16 protein-coding genes are annotated in these 17,064 nt (G+C 71.0%); 9 read left to right on the top strand and 7 right to left on the bottom strand.

The annotated features are described in order from the left end of the window. Positions 1-106 precede the first annotated feature (106 nt). A complete protein-coding gene (locus tag O3W51_RS44305) occupies positions 107-760 on the bottom strand; it encodes a uridine kinase family protein (protein WP_244809366.1) in 654 nt (217 codons plus the stop codon). A gap of 191 nt (positions 761-951) precedes the next feature. On the opposite strand from O3W51_RS44305, the gene O3W51_RS44300 reads away from it, so the two are divergent. Beyond that, complete coding sequence (locus tag O3W51_RS44300; RefSeq protein ID WP_198357050.1) at positions 952-1,344, top strand: hypothetical protein; 393 nt, start codon at positions 952-954, stop codon at positions 1,342-1,344. On the opposite strand, the gene O3W51_RS44295 is transcribed toward O3W51_RS44300, so the two are convergent. The 4 genes from O3W51_RS44295 to deoC form a co-directional block, all read right to left on the bottom strand. After that, positions 1,297-2,817: a hypothetical protein gene (locus O3W51_RS44295; protein ID WP_198357049.1), complete on the bottom strand. Its 1,521-nt coding sequence runs from the start codon at positions 2,815-2,817 to the stop codon at positions 1,297-1,299. The genes O3W51_RS44300 and O3W51_RS44295 overlap by 48 nt on opposite strands. Before the next feature lie 188 nt (positions 2,818-3,005). After that, complete coding sequence (locus O3W51_RS44290) at positions 3,006-3,893, bottom strand: aldehyde dehydrogenase family protein (protein ID WP_198357048.1); 888 nt, start codon at positions 3,891-3,893, stop codon at positions 3,006-3,008. Next, the gene (locus tag O3W51_RS44285) at positions 3,886-5,316 is read right to left on the bottom strand and encodes an aldehyde dehydrogenase family protein (protein ID WP_138352204.1); all 1,431 of its coding nucleotides are present in this window, start codon (positions 5,314-5,316) and stop codon (positions 3,886-3,888) included. The genes O3W51_RS44290 and O3W51_RS44285 overlap by 8 nt, the downstream gene beginning before the upstream one ends. Positions 5,317-5,321: 5 nt before the next feature. Beyond that, entirely contained in the window at positions 5,322-6,314 is a 993-nt protein-coding gene (gene deoC, locus O3W51_RS44280) for a deoxyribose-phosphate aldolase (RefSeq protein ID WP_187145318.1), read from the bottom strand. Between the two features lie 339 nt (positions 6,315-6,653). On the opposite strand from deoC, the gene O3W51_RS44275 reads away from it, so the two are divergent. After that, complete coding sequence (locus O3W51_RS44275; protein WP_198357047.1) at positions 6,654-7,295, top strand: PH domain-containing protein; 642 nt, start codon at positions 6,654-6,656, stop codon at positions 7,293-7,295. Positions 7,296-7,320: 25 nt separating this feature from the next. Here the strand turns inward: O3W51_RS44275 and O3W51_RS44270 are convergent, their stop codons facing one another. Both O3W51_RS44270 and O3W51_RS44265 read right to left on the bottom strand, forming a co-directional pair. Further along, entirely contained in the window at positions 7,321-8,091 is a 771-nt protein-coding gene (locus O3W51_RS44270; RefSeq protein WP_138352202.1) for a GntR family transcriptional regulator, read from the bottom strand. A gap of 3 nt (positions 8,092-8,094) precedes the next feature. Next, positions 8,095-8,637, bottom strand: coding sequence for a GntR family transcriptional regulator (locus tag O3W51_RS44265; protein WP_164294925.1), 543 nt, complete (start codon positions 8,635-8,637; stop codon positions 8,095-8,097). 149 nt (positions 8,638-8,786) lie between these two features. On the opposite strand from O3W51_RS44265, the gene O3W51_RS44260 reads away from it, so the two are divergent. The 7 genes from O3W51_RS44260 to O3W51_RS44230 form a co-directional block, all read left to right on the top strand. Next, positions 8,787-9,836 (top strand): ATP-binding protein, encoded by a 1,050-nt coding sequence (locus O3W51_RS44260; protein ID WP_232484666.1) that lies wholly within the window; start codon positions 8,787-8,789, stop codon positions 9,834-9,836. Then, positions 9,833-10,384 carry an NUDIX hydrolase gene (locus O3W51_RS44255; protein WP_307811155.1) on the top strand — a complete coding sequence of 184 codons (552 nt, stop codon included), beginning with the start codon at positions 9,833-9,835 and terminating at the stop codon, positions 10,382-10,384. The genes O3W51_RS44260 and O3W51_RS44255 overlap by 4 nt, the downstream gene beginning before the upstream one ends. A gap of 176 nt (positions 10,385-10,560) precedes the next feature. After that, the gene (locus O3W51_RS44250) at positions 10,561-10,971 is read left to right on the top strand and encodes a DUF1508 domain-containing protein (protein ID WP_138352200.1); all 411 of its coding nucleotides are present in this window, start codon (positions 10,561-10,563) and stop codon (positions 10,969-10,971) included. A gap of 92 nt (positions 10,972-11,063) precedes the next feature. Then, positions 11,064-12,086 (top strand): phosphate ABC transporter permease subunit PstC, encoded by a 1,023-nt coding sequence (gene pstC / locus O3W51_RS44245; RefSeq protein WP_138352199.1) that lies wholly within the window; start codon positions 11,064-11,066, stop codon positions 12,084-12,086. A gap of 10 nt (positions 12,087-12,096) precedes the next feature. After that, positions 12,097-13,380 carry a phosphate ABC transporter permease PstA gene (gene pstA / locus O3W51_RS44240; protein ID WP_198357046.1) on the top strand — a complete coding sequence of 428 codons (1,284 nt, stop codon included), beginning with the start codon at positions 12,097-12,099 and terminating at the stop codon, positions 13,378-13,380. After that, positions 13,377-15,137 carry a phosphate ABC transporter substrate-binding protein PstS gene (gene pstS, locus O3W51_RS44235; protein WP_269289463.1) on the top strand — a complete coding sequence of 587 codons (1,761 nt, stop codon included), beginning with the start codon at positions 13,377-13,379 and terminating at the stop codon, positions 15,135-15,137. The genes pstA and pstS overlap by 4 nt, the downstream gene beginning before the upstream one ends. After that, a partial coding sequence (locus O3W51_RS44230) for a hypothetical protein (protein WP_269289461.1) occupies positions 15,134-17,064 on the top strand: 1,931 nt, incomplete at its 3' end. The genes pstS and O3W51_RS44230, both read left to right, overlap by 4 nt.

Genomic DNA, 17,064 nt, shown 5'->3' with positions numbered 1-17,064 from the left:
CCCCGCGCGCACAAACAGGTGCGGGCCCGGGCCGTCCGGGGGGGATGGTTGGTCCCGCACCTGTTTGTGCGTGCGGGGCGGGGGCCGGGGCCGTCGTTCGGGGCGGTTACGCGTCCACGGGTATGTCGGTCGGCTGGTCCGCCGCCGCGCGCGGTGCGGGCAGCGGCAGCGCGGTGATGCGGCGCAGTGCTTCGTCCTGGCCGCACGGGTAGGCGCCCAGTGCGGTCTGCCGGGCCACGATCGCCCGCTCGCCGCGCATCAGCCGCCAGCCCCTGCGCAGCAGGACCGTCACGGACTTGCGGCCCTCGGCCAGATCGCGGCGGAACCGCCGCCAGGCCGTGACGGCCGGACTGCCGCGCAGGCACAGGGTGTCCGCCAGCAGTCCCAGTTCGCGGCAGCGGTCGGTGATGTCGGCCGCGAAGATGCCCTCGGCGACGAAGACGGGGGAGCCCGTCAGTTCGACATGGATCTCGCCGGTGATGGAGCTCGACGCGATGTCGTACTCGGGCACCGAGGCGGTGCCGGTCGCGCACAGCGTGCTGATCGCCGCCACCGCCGCGTCCGCGTCCCAGGAGAGCGCCGAGTCCCAGTCCGTGCCGGCGCCGTGCGCCAGTTGGGGGAGGGTCGGGTCGTCGCCCTCCTTGTAGAAGTCGTCGAGGTGCAGCACCGGCAGCCCGGTACGGGCGGCCAGGGACGACTTGCCGGACCCGGAAGGGCCGGCCAGCAGGATCACGCGCGCGGTGGACGGAGAGGAACTCACGAGAGAACAGTGTGCGGCATTGCGCCGACCGGGTGACCCCCCGGGCGCAGGTTTGGACGCTGTGCACTCGTCCAACTACCTTGTGTAGCCGAATGGCGATCCTCCGCGGTGCCGCGCCGTGAGTGTCGCCGGGACGCGTCCCCGTGCCGTGTTCCACCAGATCACCGCACTTCTATGCCAAGCAGGTGGCCATGCCGAACCACGCCCGTCCGAAGCTGAACTCCCTGCTGCGCACCGCGGCCACCGTCACCGTCGCCGCGGCGGCCGCCGCCCTCGCGGCGAGCGGCTCGGCGTCGGCCGGCACGGCGCCGGCCCTCACCGACTCGGCCCTCGGCTCCGATTCGGCCGTCGGCTCGACGCTGGGTTCCGATTCCGCCCTGGGTTACGCGCTGGGCCCGGTCAAGCACCTGACGATCAACCCGCTGGCGCAGACCGGGGTGGACCCGCTGGACAACGTGGTAACCCCGCAGGTGGCGGACTTCAAGCCGGTGTCGACGGGCGCCGTGACCGGGCCGCTCTCCCAGGGGGACTCGGTGTCAGAGCTGCCGCTCGTGGGCCAGCTGTCCACCCTCCTGCCCGGCTGAGGAACCCTCCTCCACGTACGCCGCCCCCTGCCGGCCGGGTGCGGTGCCCGCTTCCGCTCCGCTCCTGGCCTTCGGCACGGCCGCGGCCGGGGTCGCGATGCCGATCGAGGCCGTCGCGACGGCCACTTCCGCGCGCCGGCCGTCGGCGTCGTCCGGGCACAGGCAGCTGGTGTCGGCGGCCTCCGCGACGTACAGCAGGGCGTAGCGGACCTCCTGCGGGTCGCCGGAGCGGACGGCGCGCAGCAGGGTGCGGACGACGCGGGTGGCGTCCACGGCGCGGTGCACGACGCGCGCGGCGGCCCCCAGAGCGGTGAGCGCCGCCACGATGATCCAGACGGTGGCGTCGCTGTCGTGGGTCCACAGGTCGCGCAGGAGCACCAGGGCCAGTCCGAGGAGCGTCAGGCCGCCGAACGAGACGCCGTCGCGGACGGCCAGCTTCCGCAGTACGGAAACCCGCCACCAGGGCGAGTCGTGGAAGTCCGGCGGCAGATGGAGACGGCGGGCCAGCAGCCGGTCGAGGGGCCGGGCCAGCGACAGCACCGGGTCGGTGGACGGCCGCTCGGGCTGCTCGGGTGTCGTGACGGTGGCGGGGACGGCTTCCGAGGGCCGCCAGTGGCGGCTCCAGCGCAGCTGCGAGAGCCCGAAGCCCAGCGCGCTCACCAGCAGTTCGGCCGCGCAGAGCACGCCGAGGATCGGCAGGCTGTCGGTGTCGAAGGCGTTGCCGCGCAGCGGCCGGGGCAGGGCGATGACGTCGATGGTGTCGCCGCGCCGGTAGTGCCCGTCGTCCGCCCGGATGCAGTCGACCTCGGCGTCCCTGCGGGAGCCGTCCCAGGGGTCGGCCCAGCCGACACCGCAGTAGTCGTCCCCGGTGTTCGACGTGACATGGGCGGTGACCTGCTTGCCGAACACGGCGATCGAGGCCACCGGTACGGCGCCGAGCAGCGCCAGGACGGCCAGGACGGCGCACCAGACCGGCAGCCGGGCCGGCAGGGCGCGTGGGGCCGGCCGTCCGGTGGGAGGCGCCTGGAGGGCGGCCCGCAGGGCACGGCTGTCGCCGCGGGCGGTCTCGACGCGGAGGCTGCCGCCCGACGGCGTGCGGTGGACGAGCGCGGTCCGCACGATCCGGCGGCCCGAGCCGGGCGCGGAGCCGGCGCGGGCGTACAGGGTGCGCTCGAAGGTGCCGCCGGGCGGCAGTTCCAGCACCGGTACCGGGCCGTCCGACGACAGGAAGTACAGCGGCCCGCCGGGCAGCGCCACCAGTTCACCGCGCTCGGAGGTACTGGACGGGCCGGTGTCAGGGGATGCGGACGGCGGCTCGTCGACGCGCAGCCGGCTGCGGATCCGTATCGGCCGGCCGGCGGCGATCGCGCGGGCCTTGCGGCGCCCGAGCCACACCGGGACGGACGGCACCAGGAAGCACAGGAACGCGCTGAAGGCGACGTAGGGAAGAACCCCGGTGAAGCCGTCCCACACAGGGATCCTCCGACGGTGGCGCACTGACGCGGGGAGACACGGCGGCGCGGTGAACAGGTACCTGAAAACGCAACGCCCCCCGCGGGTCAAGCCTGCCCCGCGAGGGGTGCCGGTGGACGGAGACCTTGCTCACACGCCCTGGTGCGTGCGTGAGCCTGGATCTCCGCCTGAGGTCGATCGCAGGCCGGTCAGACGCCGATCGGGTGCCAGACGGTCTTCGTCTCCAGGAACGCCTTGAGGCGGTCCAGGCCCGGGTCGGCGGACCAGTCGCCGTCCTTCGCGCCGCGGGGGCGCAGGACGCGCTTCATGTTGTCGGCCGCGGCGATCTGCAGATCCTTCGCCAGGCCGGCGTCCGCGCCCGTCAGGTCGATCGCGTTGACGTCCTGGTGCGAGGCGAGCGACGGAGAGATCTCCGCCGTCCGCCCGGACAGGATGTTGACGACGCCACCGGGCAGGTCCGAGGTGGCGAGCACCTCGCCCAGCGCCAGCGCGGGCAGCGGCGAGTTCTCGCTCGCCACGACGATCACCGTGTTGCCGGTGGCGATCGCCGGGGCGATCACCGAGACCAGGCCGAGGAACGACGACGCCTGGGGGGCGAGGACGACCACCACGCCGGTCGGCTCCGGGGTGGAGAGGTTGAAGAACGGTCCGGCGACGGGGTTCGCCGAGCCGACGATCTGGCCGATCTTGTCGGTCCAGCCCGCGTACCAGATCCAGCGGTCGACGGCCGCGTCCACCTGCGCCGCGGCCTTGGCCTTCGAGATGCCCTCGGCCGCCGCGACCTCGGCGGCGAACTGCTCACGCCGACCGTCCAGCATCTCGGCGACGCGGTAGAGCACCTGGCCGCGGTTGTACGCGGTGGCGCCCGACCAGCCGCCGAACGCCTTGCGGGCGGCCACCACCGCGTCCCGCGCGTCCTTGCGGGACGACAGCGGCGCGTTGGCGAGCCAGTTGCCCTTGGAGTCGGTCACCTCGTACACCCGCCCGCTCTCGCTGCGGGGGAACTTGCCCCCGACGTAAAGCTTGTACGTCTTGAAAACGCTGAGCCGCTCGGACTTTTCAGACTTCTCAGACATCGAGGTACGCCTCCAGGCCGTGACGGCCGCCTTCGCGGCCGAAGCCCGATTCCTTGTAGCCGCCGAAGGGCGAGGTCGGGTCGAACTTGTTGAACGTGTTGGCCCAGACGACGCCCGCGCGGAGCTGGTTCGCCATCCACAGGATGCGCGAGCCCTTCTCCGTCCAGATGCCGGCCGACAGGCCGTACTGCGTGTTGTTCGCCTTCTCGACGGCTTCAGCCGGGGTGCGGAACGTCAGCACGGACAGCACCGGGCCGAAGATCTCCTCGCGGGCGATCCGGTGCGCCTGGGTGACGTTCGTGAAGAGCGTCGGGCGGAACCAGTAGCCGGCGGACGGCAGGTCGCAGGCCGGGGCCCAGCGATCGGCGCCCTCGGCCTCGCCGGCCTCGGTGAGCTCGGTGATGCGGGCCAGCTGCTCGGCGGAGTTGATGGCGCCGATGTCGGTGTTCTTGTCCAGCGGGTCGCCGACGCGCAGCGTCTGCATACGGCGCTTGAGCGCGTCCAGCACCTCCTCGGCCACCGACTCCTGGACCAGGAGGCGGGAGCCGGCGCAGCAGACGTGCCCCTGGTTGAAGAAGATGCCGTTGACGATGCCCTCGACGGCCTGGTCGACCGGCGCGTCGTCGAAGACGATGTTGGCGGCCTTGCCACCCAGCTCCAGCGTGATTTTCTTGTCCGTGCCGGCGATGGAGCGGGCGATGGCCTTGCCGACCTCGGTGGAGCCGGTGAAGGCGACCTTGTTGATGTCGGGGTGCTCCACGAGCGCCGCGCCGGTGGCGCCGTCGCCCGTGATGATGTTGACGACGCCCTTGGGCAGCCCGGCCTGGCGGCAGATGTCCGCGAAGAACAGGGCGCTGAGCGGGGTCGTCTCGGCGGGCTTGAGCACCACCGTGTTGCCCGCGGCGAGCGCCGGGGCGATCTTCCACGCCAGCATCAGCAGCGGGAAGTTCCACGGGATGACCTGGCCGGCCACGCCCAGCGGGCGCGGGTCGGCGCCGTAGCCGGCGTGGCCGAGCTTGTCGGCCCAGCCCGCGTAGTAGAAGAAGTGCGCGGCGACCAGCGGCAGGTCGGTGTCGCGGGTCTCGCGGATCGGCTTGCCGTTGTCCAGCGACTCCAGCACGGCCAGCTCGCGGGAGCGCTCCTGCACGATGCGGGCGATCCGGAACAGGTACTTGGCGCGCTCGGCGCCGGGCAGCGCGGACCACTTCTCGAACGCCTTGCGGGCGGCCTTCACCGCCCGGTCGACGTCCTCGGCCCCGGCCTGGGCGACCTCGGAGAGGACCTCCTCCGAGGAGGGCGAAACGGTCTTGAAGACCTTGCCGTCGGCGGCCTCGGAGAACTGGCCGTCGATGAAGAGCCCGTACGACGGCGCGATGTCGACGACCGCGCGGGACTCGGGTGCGGGTGCGTATTCAAATGCCATGTCGGTCAGTCCACCGTCACGTAGTCGGGACCGGAGTATCGCCCGGTGCTGAGCTTCTGGCGCTGCATCAACAGATCGTTGAGCAGGCTGGATGCACCGAATCGGAACCAGTGCGGGGACAGCCACTCCTCGCCGAGCGTCTCGTTGACCATCACCAGGTACTTGATGGCGTCCTTCGTGGTGCGGATGCCGCCGGCCGGCTTCACTCCCACTTGTACACCCACCGCGTCGCGGAAGTCGCGGACGGCCTCCAGCATCAGCAGCGTGTTCGGCGGGGTCGCGTTGACCGCGACCTTGCCCGTCGAGGTCTTGATGAAGTCGGCGCCGGCGAGCATCGCGAGCCAGGAGCAGCGGCGGATGTTGTCGTACGTCGCCAGCTCGCCGTTCTCGAAGATCACCTTGAGGTGGGCGGCGCTGCCGTCCGGCCTTTGGCAGGCCGTCTTGACGGCCCTGATCTCCTCGAAGACCTGCAGGTAGCGGCCGGTGAGGAACGCACCACGGTCGATGACCATGTCGATCTCGTCCGCGCCCGCGGCCACCGCGTCGGCGGTGTCGGCGAGCTTCACCGGCAGCGCGGTGCGGCCGGCCGGGAAGGCGGTGGCGACGGAGGCGACGTTGATGCCGGATCCGCGCAGCGCCTCCTTCGCGGTCTTCACCATGTCGGGGTAGACACAGATCGCGGCGACCTTGGGGGCCGTGCGGTCGGTGGGATCCGGATGGATGCCCTTGGCGCACAGCGCCCGGACCTTGCCGGGGGTGTCCGCGCCTTCGAGCGTGGTCAGATCGATCATGGAGATCGCCAGGTCGATGGCGTAGGACTTCGCCGTCGTCTTGATCGAACGGGTGCCGAGCGTGGCGGCGCGGGCTTCGAGGCCGACGGCATCGACACCGGGCAGTCCGTGGAGGAAGCGGCGGAGTGCGGTGTCCGAGGCGGTCACGTCCGCCATCGTCGCCAGCCGGGCCGCGGCTTCTGGGCCGAAAGCGGGAACAGTGGGCATGGTCACCACATGAGCATATCTACGCGCGTAGCGACCTGTCACCACCACCCCCCTGATTCGTTCGCCACACCCGGGCGTGTTCGCGGCGGGGCGGGCGGGTGCCTCCGGGGCTGTGTGCGCTGCGGTGTCGGCTGCCGTGGCGGCCGTGGGGCCGGGTGGGCGCACAGGGCCCGCGCCGCAAGGCCACAGGGGGGATGGCCGGCCCCTTTTCCTACCACCGCTTCCTGCTACCGCGCTGTTTTCTCGATCCATGCCGACGCCGTACCGATCTGTCCCGATGCCGTACCGCAACCTGTGCGCGACCGGCCGCGCGGCACCCGTCAGGCAGAATCGGGCCTTATGACGAGTTCCGACGACCCCACGCCGACCCCGCAGCCCGACCGGCCGAAGTACGACGACCGCGCCTACCGGTCGGTGGCCGGCATCGTCACCGGCACGCTGCTGATCGCGCTCTCCCTGTGGCTCGGCGCCGACGCGGTGCTCCGCGGCTCGGGACGCACCCCGTGGCTGACCCTCGCCGGGCTCCTGGCGGCCCTGCCCCTGCTGGCGGCCTTCACGATCCGGCCCGCCGTCTTCGCGGGCGAGGAACGGCTCCGCATCCGCAATCCCTTCCGGACGATCACCGTGCCGTGGTCGGCCGTGGAACACCTGCGGGCCGGCTACTCCACCGAGGTCGTCGCCGGCGGCCAGCGCTTCCAGCTCTGGGCGATCCCGGTCTCGCTGCGCGCCCGCAAGCGCGTCGCCCGCCAGACCGCCCGCGCCGCCACCGCGACGGCCCGCCAGTCCTCCGCCCTCAACGCCCCGGAGATCCCGCCCCGCGCCTGGTCCGACCAGGCCGTCGACGAACTCCGCGAGCTCGCCGAGACCAACGCCGCCAAGCCCGGCGCCCAGGGCGAGGTCAGCGTCCGCTGGGCCTACGAGGTCATCGCCCCGATCATCACCGGCGCCATCGTCCTGGCCGTCCTCCTCGTCATCGGCTGACCCCCGGCCGCTCCGACGGCCGGCGTCAGATCACGGGCATCACGGGCAGGCGGTATTCGAGTTCGTACAGGTGGCCTGCCTTCACCATCACGGAAGCCTCGATAGGGCGGCCACCATCGGAGTGGACCACCCGGAAGGTGCGCAGCACGCACACCTCGGCGGGCAGCTCCAGCACGGTGAATTCCTCGGACGTCGGCGGACGCGCGGAGACCCGGTCGACGAACTCCCGGGGCGGATGGCCCAGCTCGGCGAGGAGCGTCGGTGATCCACCGCGGATGCGTCGGCGGTCGGTGAGACGAGTGCCCCGGGCCAGTTCGACCGGGTAGTAGGAGCGCACGAGCTCCGCCGGCTCGTCGTCGAGCAGCATGAGCCGGGACCGGAGTACGGCGGTCCCGCCGTCCGCCAGTCCGAGCGCCTCCGCGACATCATGCGGGGCCGTAACCTCCGCGACATCGAGGATCCGGGTCGCTCCGGTCCGCGAACGGGCTGCCGCCTGCTCCATCCAGCGATCCGGCGCGCCGCTCTCCGGCGGCGGGATGTACGAGGCCGGAACAATGGTGTGGTTCGGCTGCTCGCGGATGAAGACCCCTTTTCCGGGATGCCCGACGGCGAAGCCCTCGCCCTTCAGGATCTGGAGCGCCTTCTGGACGGTGGTGCCGACCACGCCGAACTCGTTCATGAGCTGTTGTGTGGAAGGCAGCTTGCTGCCCGGCTCCAATCGGCGCGCCATGATCCGGTCACGCAGTTCCGCAGCGATCTGCTGATGGGCGGGCCGGGTGTCGTTCCAGTGGGGCATGCGTCAGCCGAGCCGGAGCCGGTAGCGCAGCACGCGATCGCTTGCGGTCATGGTCATCACGCAGGCCTCCATCGGTTGATCGTCACCGGAGAGGATAAGCCGCGACAGGAGGATCACCGGGTCCTGTTCGCCGAGTTGAAGGGCTTCCCGTTCCACTTCGGTGGGCATACGTGCGGTGACCGATTCCTCGACGTGCCCCGCCACATGGCCGAGCCGGGCGAGCAGCGTGACTGCTCCTCCGGGCACCTTCCTCTGCTCGGCGAGCTCGGTGCCGGCCGCGATGCGGGCCGGGTAGTACGAGTCCGCGAGCTCCACGGGCAGGCCATCAAGCAGGATCAGGCGTCGTCGTACGACCACCTGCTCGCCCTCCGGGAGGCGTAGGGCCCGGGCGACTTCAAGCGGAGGCACGACCATCCCCGCAGCGAGAAGTCGCTGTCCGCCGCGACGGTTGTTCTCCGCGGCCTCCTCCGTCCACGCGTCCGACCGGCCCTGCCCACGGGGAGTCAGGTACCGCGTCGATTCGCTCTCCCATTCCTCGTTCGTCAAGGGCCGTTCCTTCCATCGGCGGACCTCCAACGTATCGCCAGGAGCCGTGGAGGCGGAGTTGCTGACACCTTGCAACCTTAAGTCGATTCGCCTTAAGGTTTGCTGTGAGCTTCGCAACACCCTTGCGAGGCACTGCTGCAGGGGGATCGATGGACCCAATGCATTCCGAGCCCGTCCCGTCGGGGGCCGCGCAACGATTCTTCGACGCCGTACCGGCATCGATCGCCATAGCCCGCGACTTCGCGACCACAACTCTGGCGGCCTGGGGCCTGTCAGGACGAGCCGATGACGTACGGCTCTGCGTCTCCGAGCTCGCCTCCAACGCCCTCACCCACGCCGCCGCCCCCGGCCGCGGATTTCTCGTGAAGGTGGCCGCCGCCGGTGGGTGGGTCCGAATCGAGGTCCACGACAGCAGTAGGACCGTGCCGCGCATTCGGCGGTCCGGCTCTACGGACATCTCCGGGCGCGGCCTGCTGATCGTCGATGAGCTCTCCGACGGTTGGGGCGTCGAGGACCGCGAACCGATCGGCAAGGTGGTCTGGTCGCGATTCAGGGCCGAGTCCGCGTCCGAATCCGGAGCGGGCGCCAGCACCGACGCCCGGCCCGACATGCGCGGGCGGGGCGACATCCTGCACGGGCGCCCGGCCCTCGTGATCGGGTTCGGCAAGCTCGGATCGAGCATTGCCCGGCTGCTGCACGCCAAGGGCGTCCATGTGACCGTCTTCGACATCGACCCCGTCCGCCGGACGCAGGCGCTTTCTCAGGGCTTCACCGTCGCCCGGGACCGGGAGAGCGCGCTGAACGGGGCAGGGCTGGTGCTCTGCGCCACGGGCGCGATCTCGTTACGCGGGGAGGACTTCCCGCATTTGCGCAATGGAGCGTACGTCGCCACCGTGACGAGCAGTGAGGATGAACTGGAACTGCTCGGACTGCCGGACGTCTACACCCGAGCGACGGTGAGCGAGCACGTGACCCGCTACCGGACCACGGGCCACTACTTCTATCTGGCCAACGGCGGCAACGCCGTCAACTTTCTGCACGGCGCCAGCGTGGGGCCTTTCATCTTCCTGGTGCAGGCCGAGATCCTGGCGGCCATCAGGATGCTCACCCGCGGTGATCTCGAATCCGGTATGCACGAGGTCAGCGCGACCGACCGCGCCGCCATCGCGGCGATCTGGCTCAACTACTTCAACAGGTGATCGACTTGGCCATCACGTCCGAACACATCCGTGCCACCGTTGACGCGTACCTGGACGCGCACCCTGAGGAGAAGGACGCGCTGTCCGTCGTGCTCGGGCTGCTTGACGACGGGGCCGACCTCAGCAGCCGTCAGGAGTTCCGCGGGCATGCCACGGCCGGCGCGGTTCTCGTCAACCGGGAGGGCGAGGTCCTGCACATTCACCATCTGGCTCTGGACACGTGGCTGCTGCCCGGCGGCCACCTCGAACCGCAGGACACCACGCTGCATGACGCGGCCCTGCGGGAGCTCACCGAGGAAACGGGTATCGCCATGGAATCGGTCACCTCGGTCGGCGACCGGCCCGTTCACATCGATACTCATCCGATCCCGGCCAACGCCGCCAAGGGCGAACCCGGCCACCGGCACATCGACTTCCGGTTCCTCTTCCGCACCGCGGCCGATGTGAGGGAACTGCAGGCCGAAGAGGTGACCGACTTCGCTTGGCGTGACGCGCCGACCCTTGCCGATGAGCGACTTCGTCAGCGGGTCCGCTCCGGGATCCGCTGAACCGGAGGGCGGAGAGCGCTTGCTCGGGTGGGGTGAACGAGGGGCAACTTCGTGGTGAAGGCATGCTGTGGTGCTCCTGTGAGTACGCCCTTTGTCTGCGCAGTCTCATTACATTGCGTGTGCTGCATGTCTGCCGCATATGCAGCCTTCCTTGAGACGGCCAGCAGGGGTGGGGGATGGCAGCAGGGGACACGGGGGGCGCGGCCGGGGTCGGTGCGCGCTGTCGGATAGACATCGATGACGAGGGATTTCACTCCTGGCGGCTCACCGCCCAGAACGGGCGGACGGTAGCGGTCGGCGCAACCGCTTACCCGGACTACGGGGAGTGCCTGCGGGCGTTCGGGCGGTTGTGTGCCGGGTCGGAGGGGCTGCCCGGGGGAGTGCAGCACGCCGCCGACAGCAACGGCTGGGTGTGGCGGCTGCGCGGTGCGGACGGGCAGACGGTCGCCGTCTCGTCGCGGGCCTACGAGCGGCACTCGACCTGCCAGACCGCCTACGACCGCTTCCGCGCGCTGCTTGCCGAGATGGGTGCCGCCGGGACCGAACAGGTGGACAACGGTCTCTCCGAAGGAGCCGATGTGCGGTAACTGACGCCATGTGAAACGAAGTTGCCTCTACGGGGCCCCTCGTTCACATCGCCTTGCGCACGCGTCCACCGCACCCCGTGAACGTCAGCCATGTGACGACACGAACGCATGACCGACCACCCGCGGCAGCCGCCGCCGAGGACGTACCGAGGCGGCTGCACGCGGATCCCGGGCTGCCCGACCGTGTCTTCCGCGCGGTGGCCCGGGGCGGTGGGGGGTTCGTGCTGGCGGTGATGCTGCTGGTCGGCGGGTTTCTGCTCTACCGGGCGTGGCAGGCGCTGTCGAAAGCCGGCTTCTCGTTCCTCACCACGGAGGCGTGGGAGCCCGACGCCGGGAACTTCGGCATCGCGGCCGTCCTCACCGGCACGGTGCTCATCGCCCTCGTCGCGATCTGCTTCGCCGTACCGCTCGCCATCGGTACGGCGCTCTACATCTGCGAGTACTCGCCGCCCCGGCTGCGCCAGACGCTGATCAGTCTGGTCGACCTGATGGCCGCCGTGCCCTCGGTGGTCTACGGGCTGTGGGGGCTGTTCTTCCTCCAGGGGCACGTGCTGGGCACGGCGCGCTGGATCGCCCGGTACTTCGGCTGGTTCCCGCTGTTCAAGGTCGACGGCGCCGACCCGTCGGACCCGCTCGCGACCGCCACCGTCTACACCTCCTCCACCTTCGTCGCGGGCATCGTCGTCGCGCTGATGGTCGCGCCGATCGCCTGCTCGGTGATGCGGGAGGTCTTCTCGCAGGCGCCGGTCGGTGAGCGGGAGGGCGCCTACGCGCTCGGTGCGACGCGCTGGGGCATGATCCGCAGCGTCGTGCTGCCGTTCGGCAAGGGCGGCATGATCGGCGGCACGATGCTGGGCCTGGGCCGCGCGCTCGGCGAGACCATCGGCGTGTACCTGATCATCTCGCCGGTCTTCGCGGTCCAGCCACACATCCTGCAGAACGGCTCCAGCTCCGTCTCCTCGCTGATCGCCCTGCGGTACGGCGAGGCCAGCGAGTTCGGCATGTCCGCGCTGATGGCCGCGGGCCTCGCGCTCTTCCTGATGACCCTCGTCGTCAACTTCGCCGCATCGTCGATCGTCGCCCGCAGCCGGTCCGGCGCGGCCAGCGACTCCTGAGGAAGGCCCGATGACCCTCGTCGCCCCGCCGCGCGGAGACAACGCCATGAGCGCCCAGAACTCCCCGCGCACCACTCTTCCCTCGAAGTCGACGTCACCCGACGCCGGGAGCCCCCGCGAGCCGCGCCGCCGGCTCGCGCTGCTGCGTGCCACCGATGTGTACGCGGTGCTGGGCGCCGCGGCGGCCTCGCTGAGCATCACCGCGCTGCTCTTCACCCGGCTGCTGCCGTTCAGCGGCGGGCTCGGCTTCACGCTCGTGGCGTACGGGCTCTTCCTCGGGCTGTACGCGCTGCTGGTCTCCTTCGACGAGGACGGTCCCGCCGTCCGCGACCGGGTGGCGGCCGTCCTCGCCCAGAGCCTGGGCCTGCTGATGCTCGCCGCGCTCGCCTTCGTCGTCGTCTACACCCTGTGGGAGGGCCGCAAGGCGCTGCCGCACCTGAACTTCTACACGCAGGACATGGCGTCGGCCGGGCCCCTCGACCCGCTGGCGGCGGGCGGGATCCTGCACGCGATCACCGGCACGCTGGAGCAGATCGGGATCGCGCTGGTGGTCACCGTTCCGACCGGGCTGCTGTGCGCGGTGTTCCTCAACGAGGTGCCGGGCCGGTTCGCGCGCTTCGTGCGGACCATCGTGGAGGCCATGACGGCCCTGCCGTCGATCGTCGCGGGCCTGTTCATCTACGCCACCGCGATCCTCACCCTCGGTCTCGACCGCTCAGGACTGGCCGCCGCCCTCGCGCTCTCCGTGATGATGCTGCCGATCATCATCCGCGCCGCCGACGTCGTCATCCGGCTGGTGCCCGGCCCGTTGCGCGAGGCCGCGTACGCCCTCGGCACCTCGCGCTGGCGGACGGTGTGGCACGTGGTGCTGCCCACCGCCAGGTCCGGGCTCACCACGTCCGTGATCCTCGGCACCGCGCGCGGCATCGGGGAGACCTCGCCGGTGCTGCTCACCGCCGGATTCACCGCCGTCACCAACACCGATCCGCTGTCGGGGCCGCAGGTCTCGCTGCCACTGGCCACGTTCGAGTTCATCAAGTCGCCCGAGCCGACGATGATCGCCCGCGGATTCGGCACGGCCGCCGTGCTGATGGCGCTCGTCCTGCTGCTGTTCGTCGCCGCCCGGGTGATCGGCGGGCGCGGCCCAGGCCGGCTGACCCGCCGCCAGGAACACCGCCGTGTGCTGGCCTCGCGCCGCGACGCGGCCCGGTTCGCCGCACGGTTCGCCGCCCGCGCCGAGGAACAGCTCGACTCCGGCTCCCGTGCATCCGCCCCGACCAGGAGTGCTTCGTGATACCCGCACCCGTACTACCGCCCGCTGATGCCCGCCGCATCCGCGCCGCCCGCGCCGTCGCCGCGCTCCTCGCGCTCCTCTGCGTGCTGCTCGCCGTCGAGCTGCCCGCGGCACCCGCCGCGCACGCCGACTCGTACACCAAGATCAGCGGGGCGGGGTCCACCTGGAGCTCCAACGCGCTGGACCAGTGGCGCCGCAACGTCACCCAGTACGGGATGACGGTGAACTACGCGGCGGTCGGATCGTCCGTCGGGCGCGAGCAGTTCAAGAACGGGGTCTCGGACTTCGGCGTCTCGGAAATCCCGTACGGGCTGACCGAGTTCGGCGTGAAGGAGGCGCCGCCGAAGCGCGGCTACGCCTATATGCCGATCGTGGCGGGCGGCACCTCGTTCATGTACAACCTCAAGATCGGCGGCAAGCGGGTCACCAACCTGCGGCTGTCCGGCGCGGTGCTCACCAAGATCTTCACGGGGAAGATCACCATGTGGAACGCACCCGAGGTCGCGGCCGACAACCCCGGCCTGACGCTCCCGGCCCGCCGGGTCATCCCCGTCGTCCGCTCCGACGGTTCCGGCACCACCGCGCAGTTCAGCACCTGGATGGCCAAGGAGCAGAGCGGCCTGTGGAACGACTACTGCCGCCGCGCCGGCAAGCCGACGCCCTGCGGCCTGACGTCGTACTACCCGGTCATCCCCGGCTCCGGGTTCACCGCCCAGTCCGGCTCGCTCGGCGTCTCCGGCTACGTCCGGCAGCCCCAGGCGGAGGGCGCGATCACGTACGTCGAGTACTCGTACGCGATCAAGACCGGCTTTCCCGTCGCCAAGCTGCTCAACAGCAGCGGCTACTACGTCGAGCCGACGGCCTCCAGCGTCGCTGTGGGCCTGATGTCCGCCCGGATCAACGACGACAAGAACTCCACGGACTATCTGACGCAGATCCTCGACAACGTCTACCGCTCCGGTGACCGCCGGGCCTACCCGCTGTCCAGCTACAGCTACATGATCGTCCCGACCACGAACGAGGCGCCGTTCACCGAGGACAAGGGCAGAACGCTCGGGGCCTTCGCCTACTACTTCCTCTGCGAGGGGCAGCAGCAGGCCGACCAGCTCGGCTACTCGCCGCTGCCCATCAACCTGGTGCAGGCCGGGCTCTCGCAGGTCCGCCGGATCCCCGGCGTCGAGGCCAAGAACGTCGACATCAAGGGTTGCCGCAACCCCACCTTCTCCTCCGACGGCTCCAACACCCTCGCCAAGAACGCCCCGTACCCGCAGCCCTGCGACAAGCGCGGGACGACGCAGTGCTCGACGGGCACGGCGGGTGCCAGGAACCAGCAGACGCCGGTGAAGTCCGGCGCCAACGGCGGCAGCTCGTCCGGCAGTTCGTCCGGCAGTTCGTCCGGAACCACCGGCGGGACGACTGCCGGCACGTCCGGCGGCACCGCGGCGGGCGGGACCACCGCCGGCGCCACGACGGCGGGCGCGACGACCGGCACCACTGGCGCCACGGCCATCGACCCGGACACCGGGGAGCAGCTGCCGGCCGACAGCGGCGGTGGCGGCGACGCGACCGTGGCGGGCAACCCCGTCTCGCTCGCCGCCGACGGGCAGGGCGCGCTGCGCACCACGCTGATGGCGCTCTCCGCGATCCTGCTGCTCGGTGTGGTCGTCGGCCCGCCGATCGCCGCCCGCGCACTGGGCGCGCGCAGCGGCCGCAGCGGCCGCACCGCCCGCACCCCAGGCAAGGGAGCGGACGCATGAACAGGCTCAACAGCAAGCGCGCGAGCAGGCGTCCGGGCCGGCAGATCCTCGGGTTCGCCGCTCTCCTCGCGGCCCTCGTCATCGCCCTGCTGCCACTGCCCGTCACCACGTCCCAGGCCAGCGCCGCCGACGGCGAGGAGTCGGCCGTCACGCTCTCCGGCAGCAAGGGCCGCTACGACGACTTCTCCGCTCTGAAGGTCACCGTCCACCAGACGAAGAAGCTGCGGGCGCAGGGCGTCCGGGTGACCTGGACCGGCGGGGCACCGACCACCGACACCGAGTTCACCTCCAACTATCTGCAGATCATGCAGTGCTGGGGGGACGGCCGGAACGGGCCCGACCGGGAGAACTGCGAGTTCGGTGCCTCGGGCATCGGCGGCACCGGCGGCCGGTGGGCCGGCCAGCGGGCGCTGCCCGACCAGGTCGACCCAGGCGAGAAGACGTACGTCCTGGACCCGGCGCACCCCTTCGACAACCCCTTCGTGCCGTTCCGCCCGGTCAAGGGAAAGCCGACCAAGTCGTCCACGGACTTCACCTACTTCGGGCCCATCGACACCAACGAGCAGCCGTTCGTACGCGTCGGGGCCGACGGCACCGGGGAGTCGGTCTTCGAGGCGCAGACCGTCGTCCAGGCGCCCCATCTCGGCTGCGGCGACGCCACGGCCGCCGGCCCGCGGCACTGCTGGCTGGTCGTCGTGCCGCGCGGGGCGCACGACACGGACGGTACGACGGCGACCGCCGGGGACAAGGTCGACGCGTCCGGGCTGTCCACCACCAGCTGGGAACAACGGCTCGTCTTCCGGCTGGACTTCCTGGCCACCGGCTCCTACTGCCCGATCGGCCAGCCCGAGTCCCGCACCATCGGTTCGGAGATGGTGACGGACGCCCTCACGTCCTGGCAGCCCACGCTCTGCCAGAGCACCGGTACGACCTTCGGGTTCAGCCAGAGCGGCGAGCCCTACGCCCGCCGCCAGGTGACGGCGGCGGCCGCCGCCGCCCCCGGTCTGGCCTTCACCCTCGACCCGGTGGAGGCCGCGGAAGGCGGGCCACCCGTCGTGCACGCGCCGGTCGCGGTCTCCGGCCTCACCCTCGGGTTCTACATCGAGACACCGGGCTCCGGCGAACTGCAGGAAATGAGACTGACGCCACGGCTCGTCGCGAAAATGCTCACGCATTCCTATATCCGTGACGTGCCGGGCTGGCAATTGGCGCAGCCGCCCGCACATGTGGCGAAGAATCCGGCGTCCCTGCGCAACGACCCGGAATTCATCGCCCTCAATCCGCAGTACAAGAACTGGGCGGTCGACGCGGCCCGGCCGCTTTCCCTGCTGGTGCCGCTGGACGAGACCGACACCGCGCGCCTGGTCTGGCAGTGGCTGCGGTCGGACCCGGAGGCCAGGGACTTCCTCGCCGGGAAGCCGGATCCCTGGGGCGCGAAGATCAATCCGTACTTCGGCAGCCTGACCCTGGACAAGGACACCGGCCTGACCGACTTCCCCAAGTCCGACCCGACGCTGTCGCCCGCGCTCTCCGTACCCCCGAACGACCCGCTCCAGTACGGGATCACCGACCTGGACCCGTACACCCAGGACATGCACGACAGCGCCCAGCGCACCCGGCGCGGCAACACCGGGCGGACGATCGTCGCCGAGCTCGACAGCAACGCCCACAAGGCGAAGCTGGTCAGCCAGGCCTCCAAGCCCGGCGACCGGGCCGTCATCGCCCTCGTCGACTCCGCCTCCGCGGCCCGGTACGGACTGCGGACCGCCGCGCTGCGCACCGCCGACGGCACGTTCGTGAAGCCGACGAACGACGCGCTCGCCAAGGGCGTCGGCACGATGCGGCCGTCGGCCGTCCCCGGGGTGCTGACCCCCGACCCCGCGAGCGCCAGGGGCGGGGCGTACCCGCTGACCACCGTCACGTACGC

The sequence above is a fragment of the Streptomyces sp. H39-C1 genome, from assembly GCF_027158125.1.
Lineage (GTDB): Bacteria > Actinomycetota > Actinomycetes > Streptomycetales > Streptomycetaceae > Actinacidiphila > Actinacidiphila fildesensis.
The sequence above is the reverse complement of the archived record's forward strand: the minus strand, read 5'-3'. Positions and strand labels throughout refer to the sequence as shown.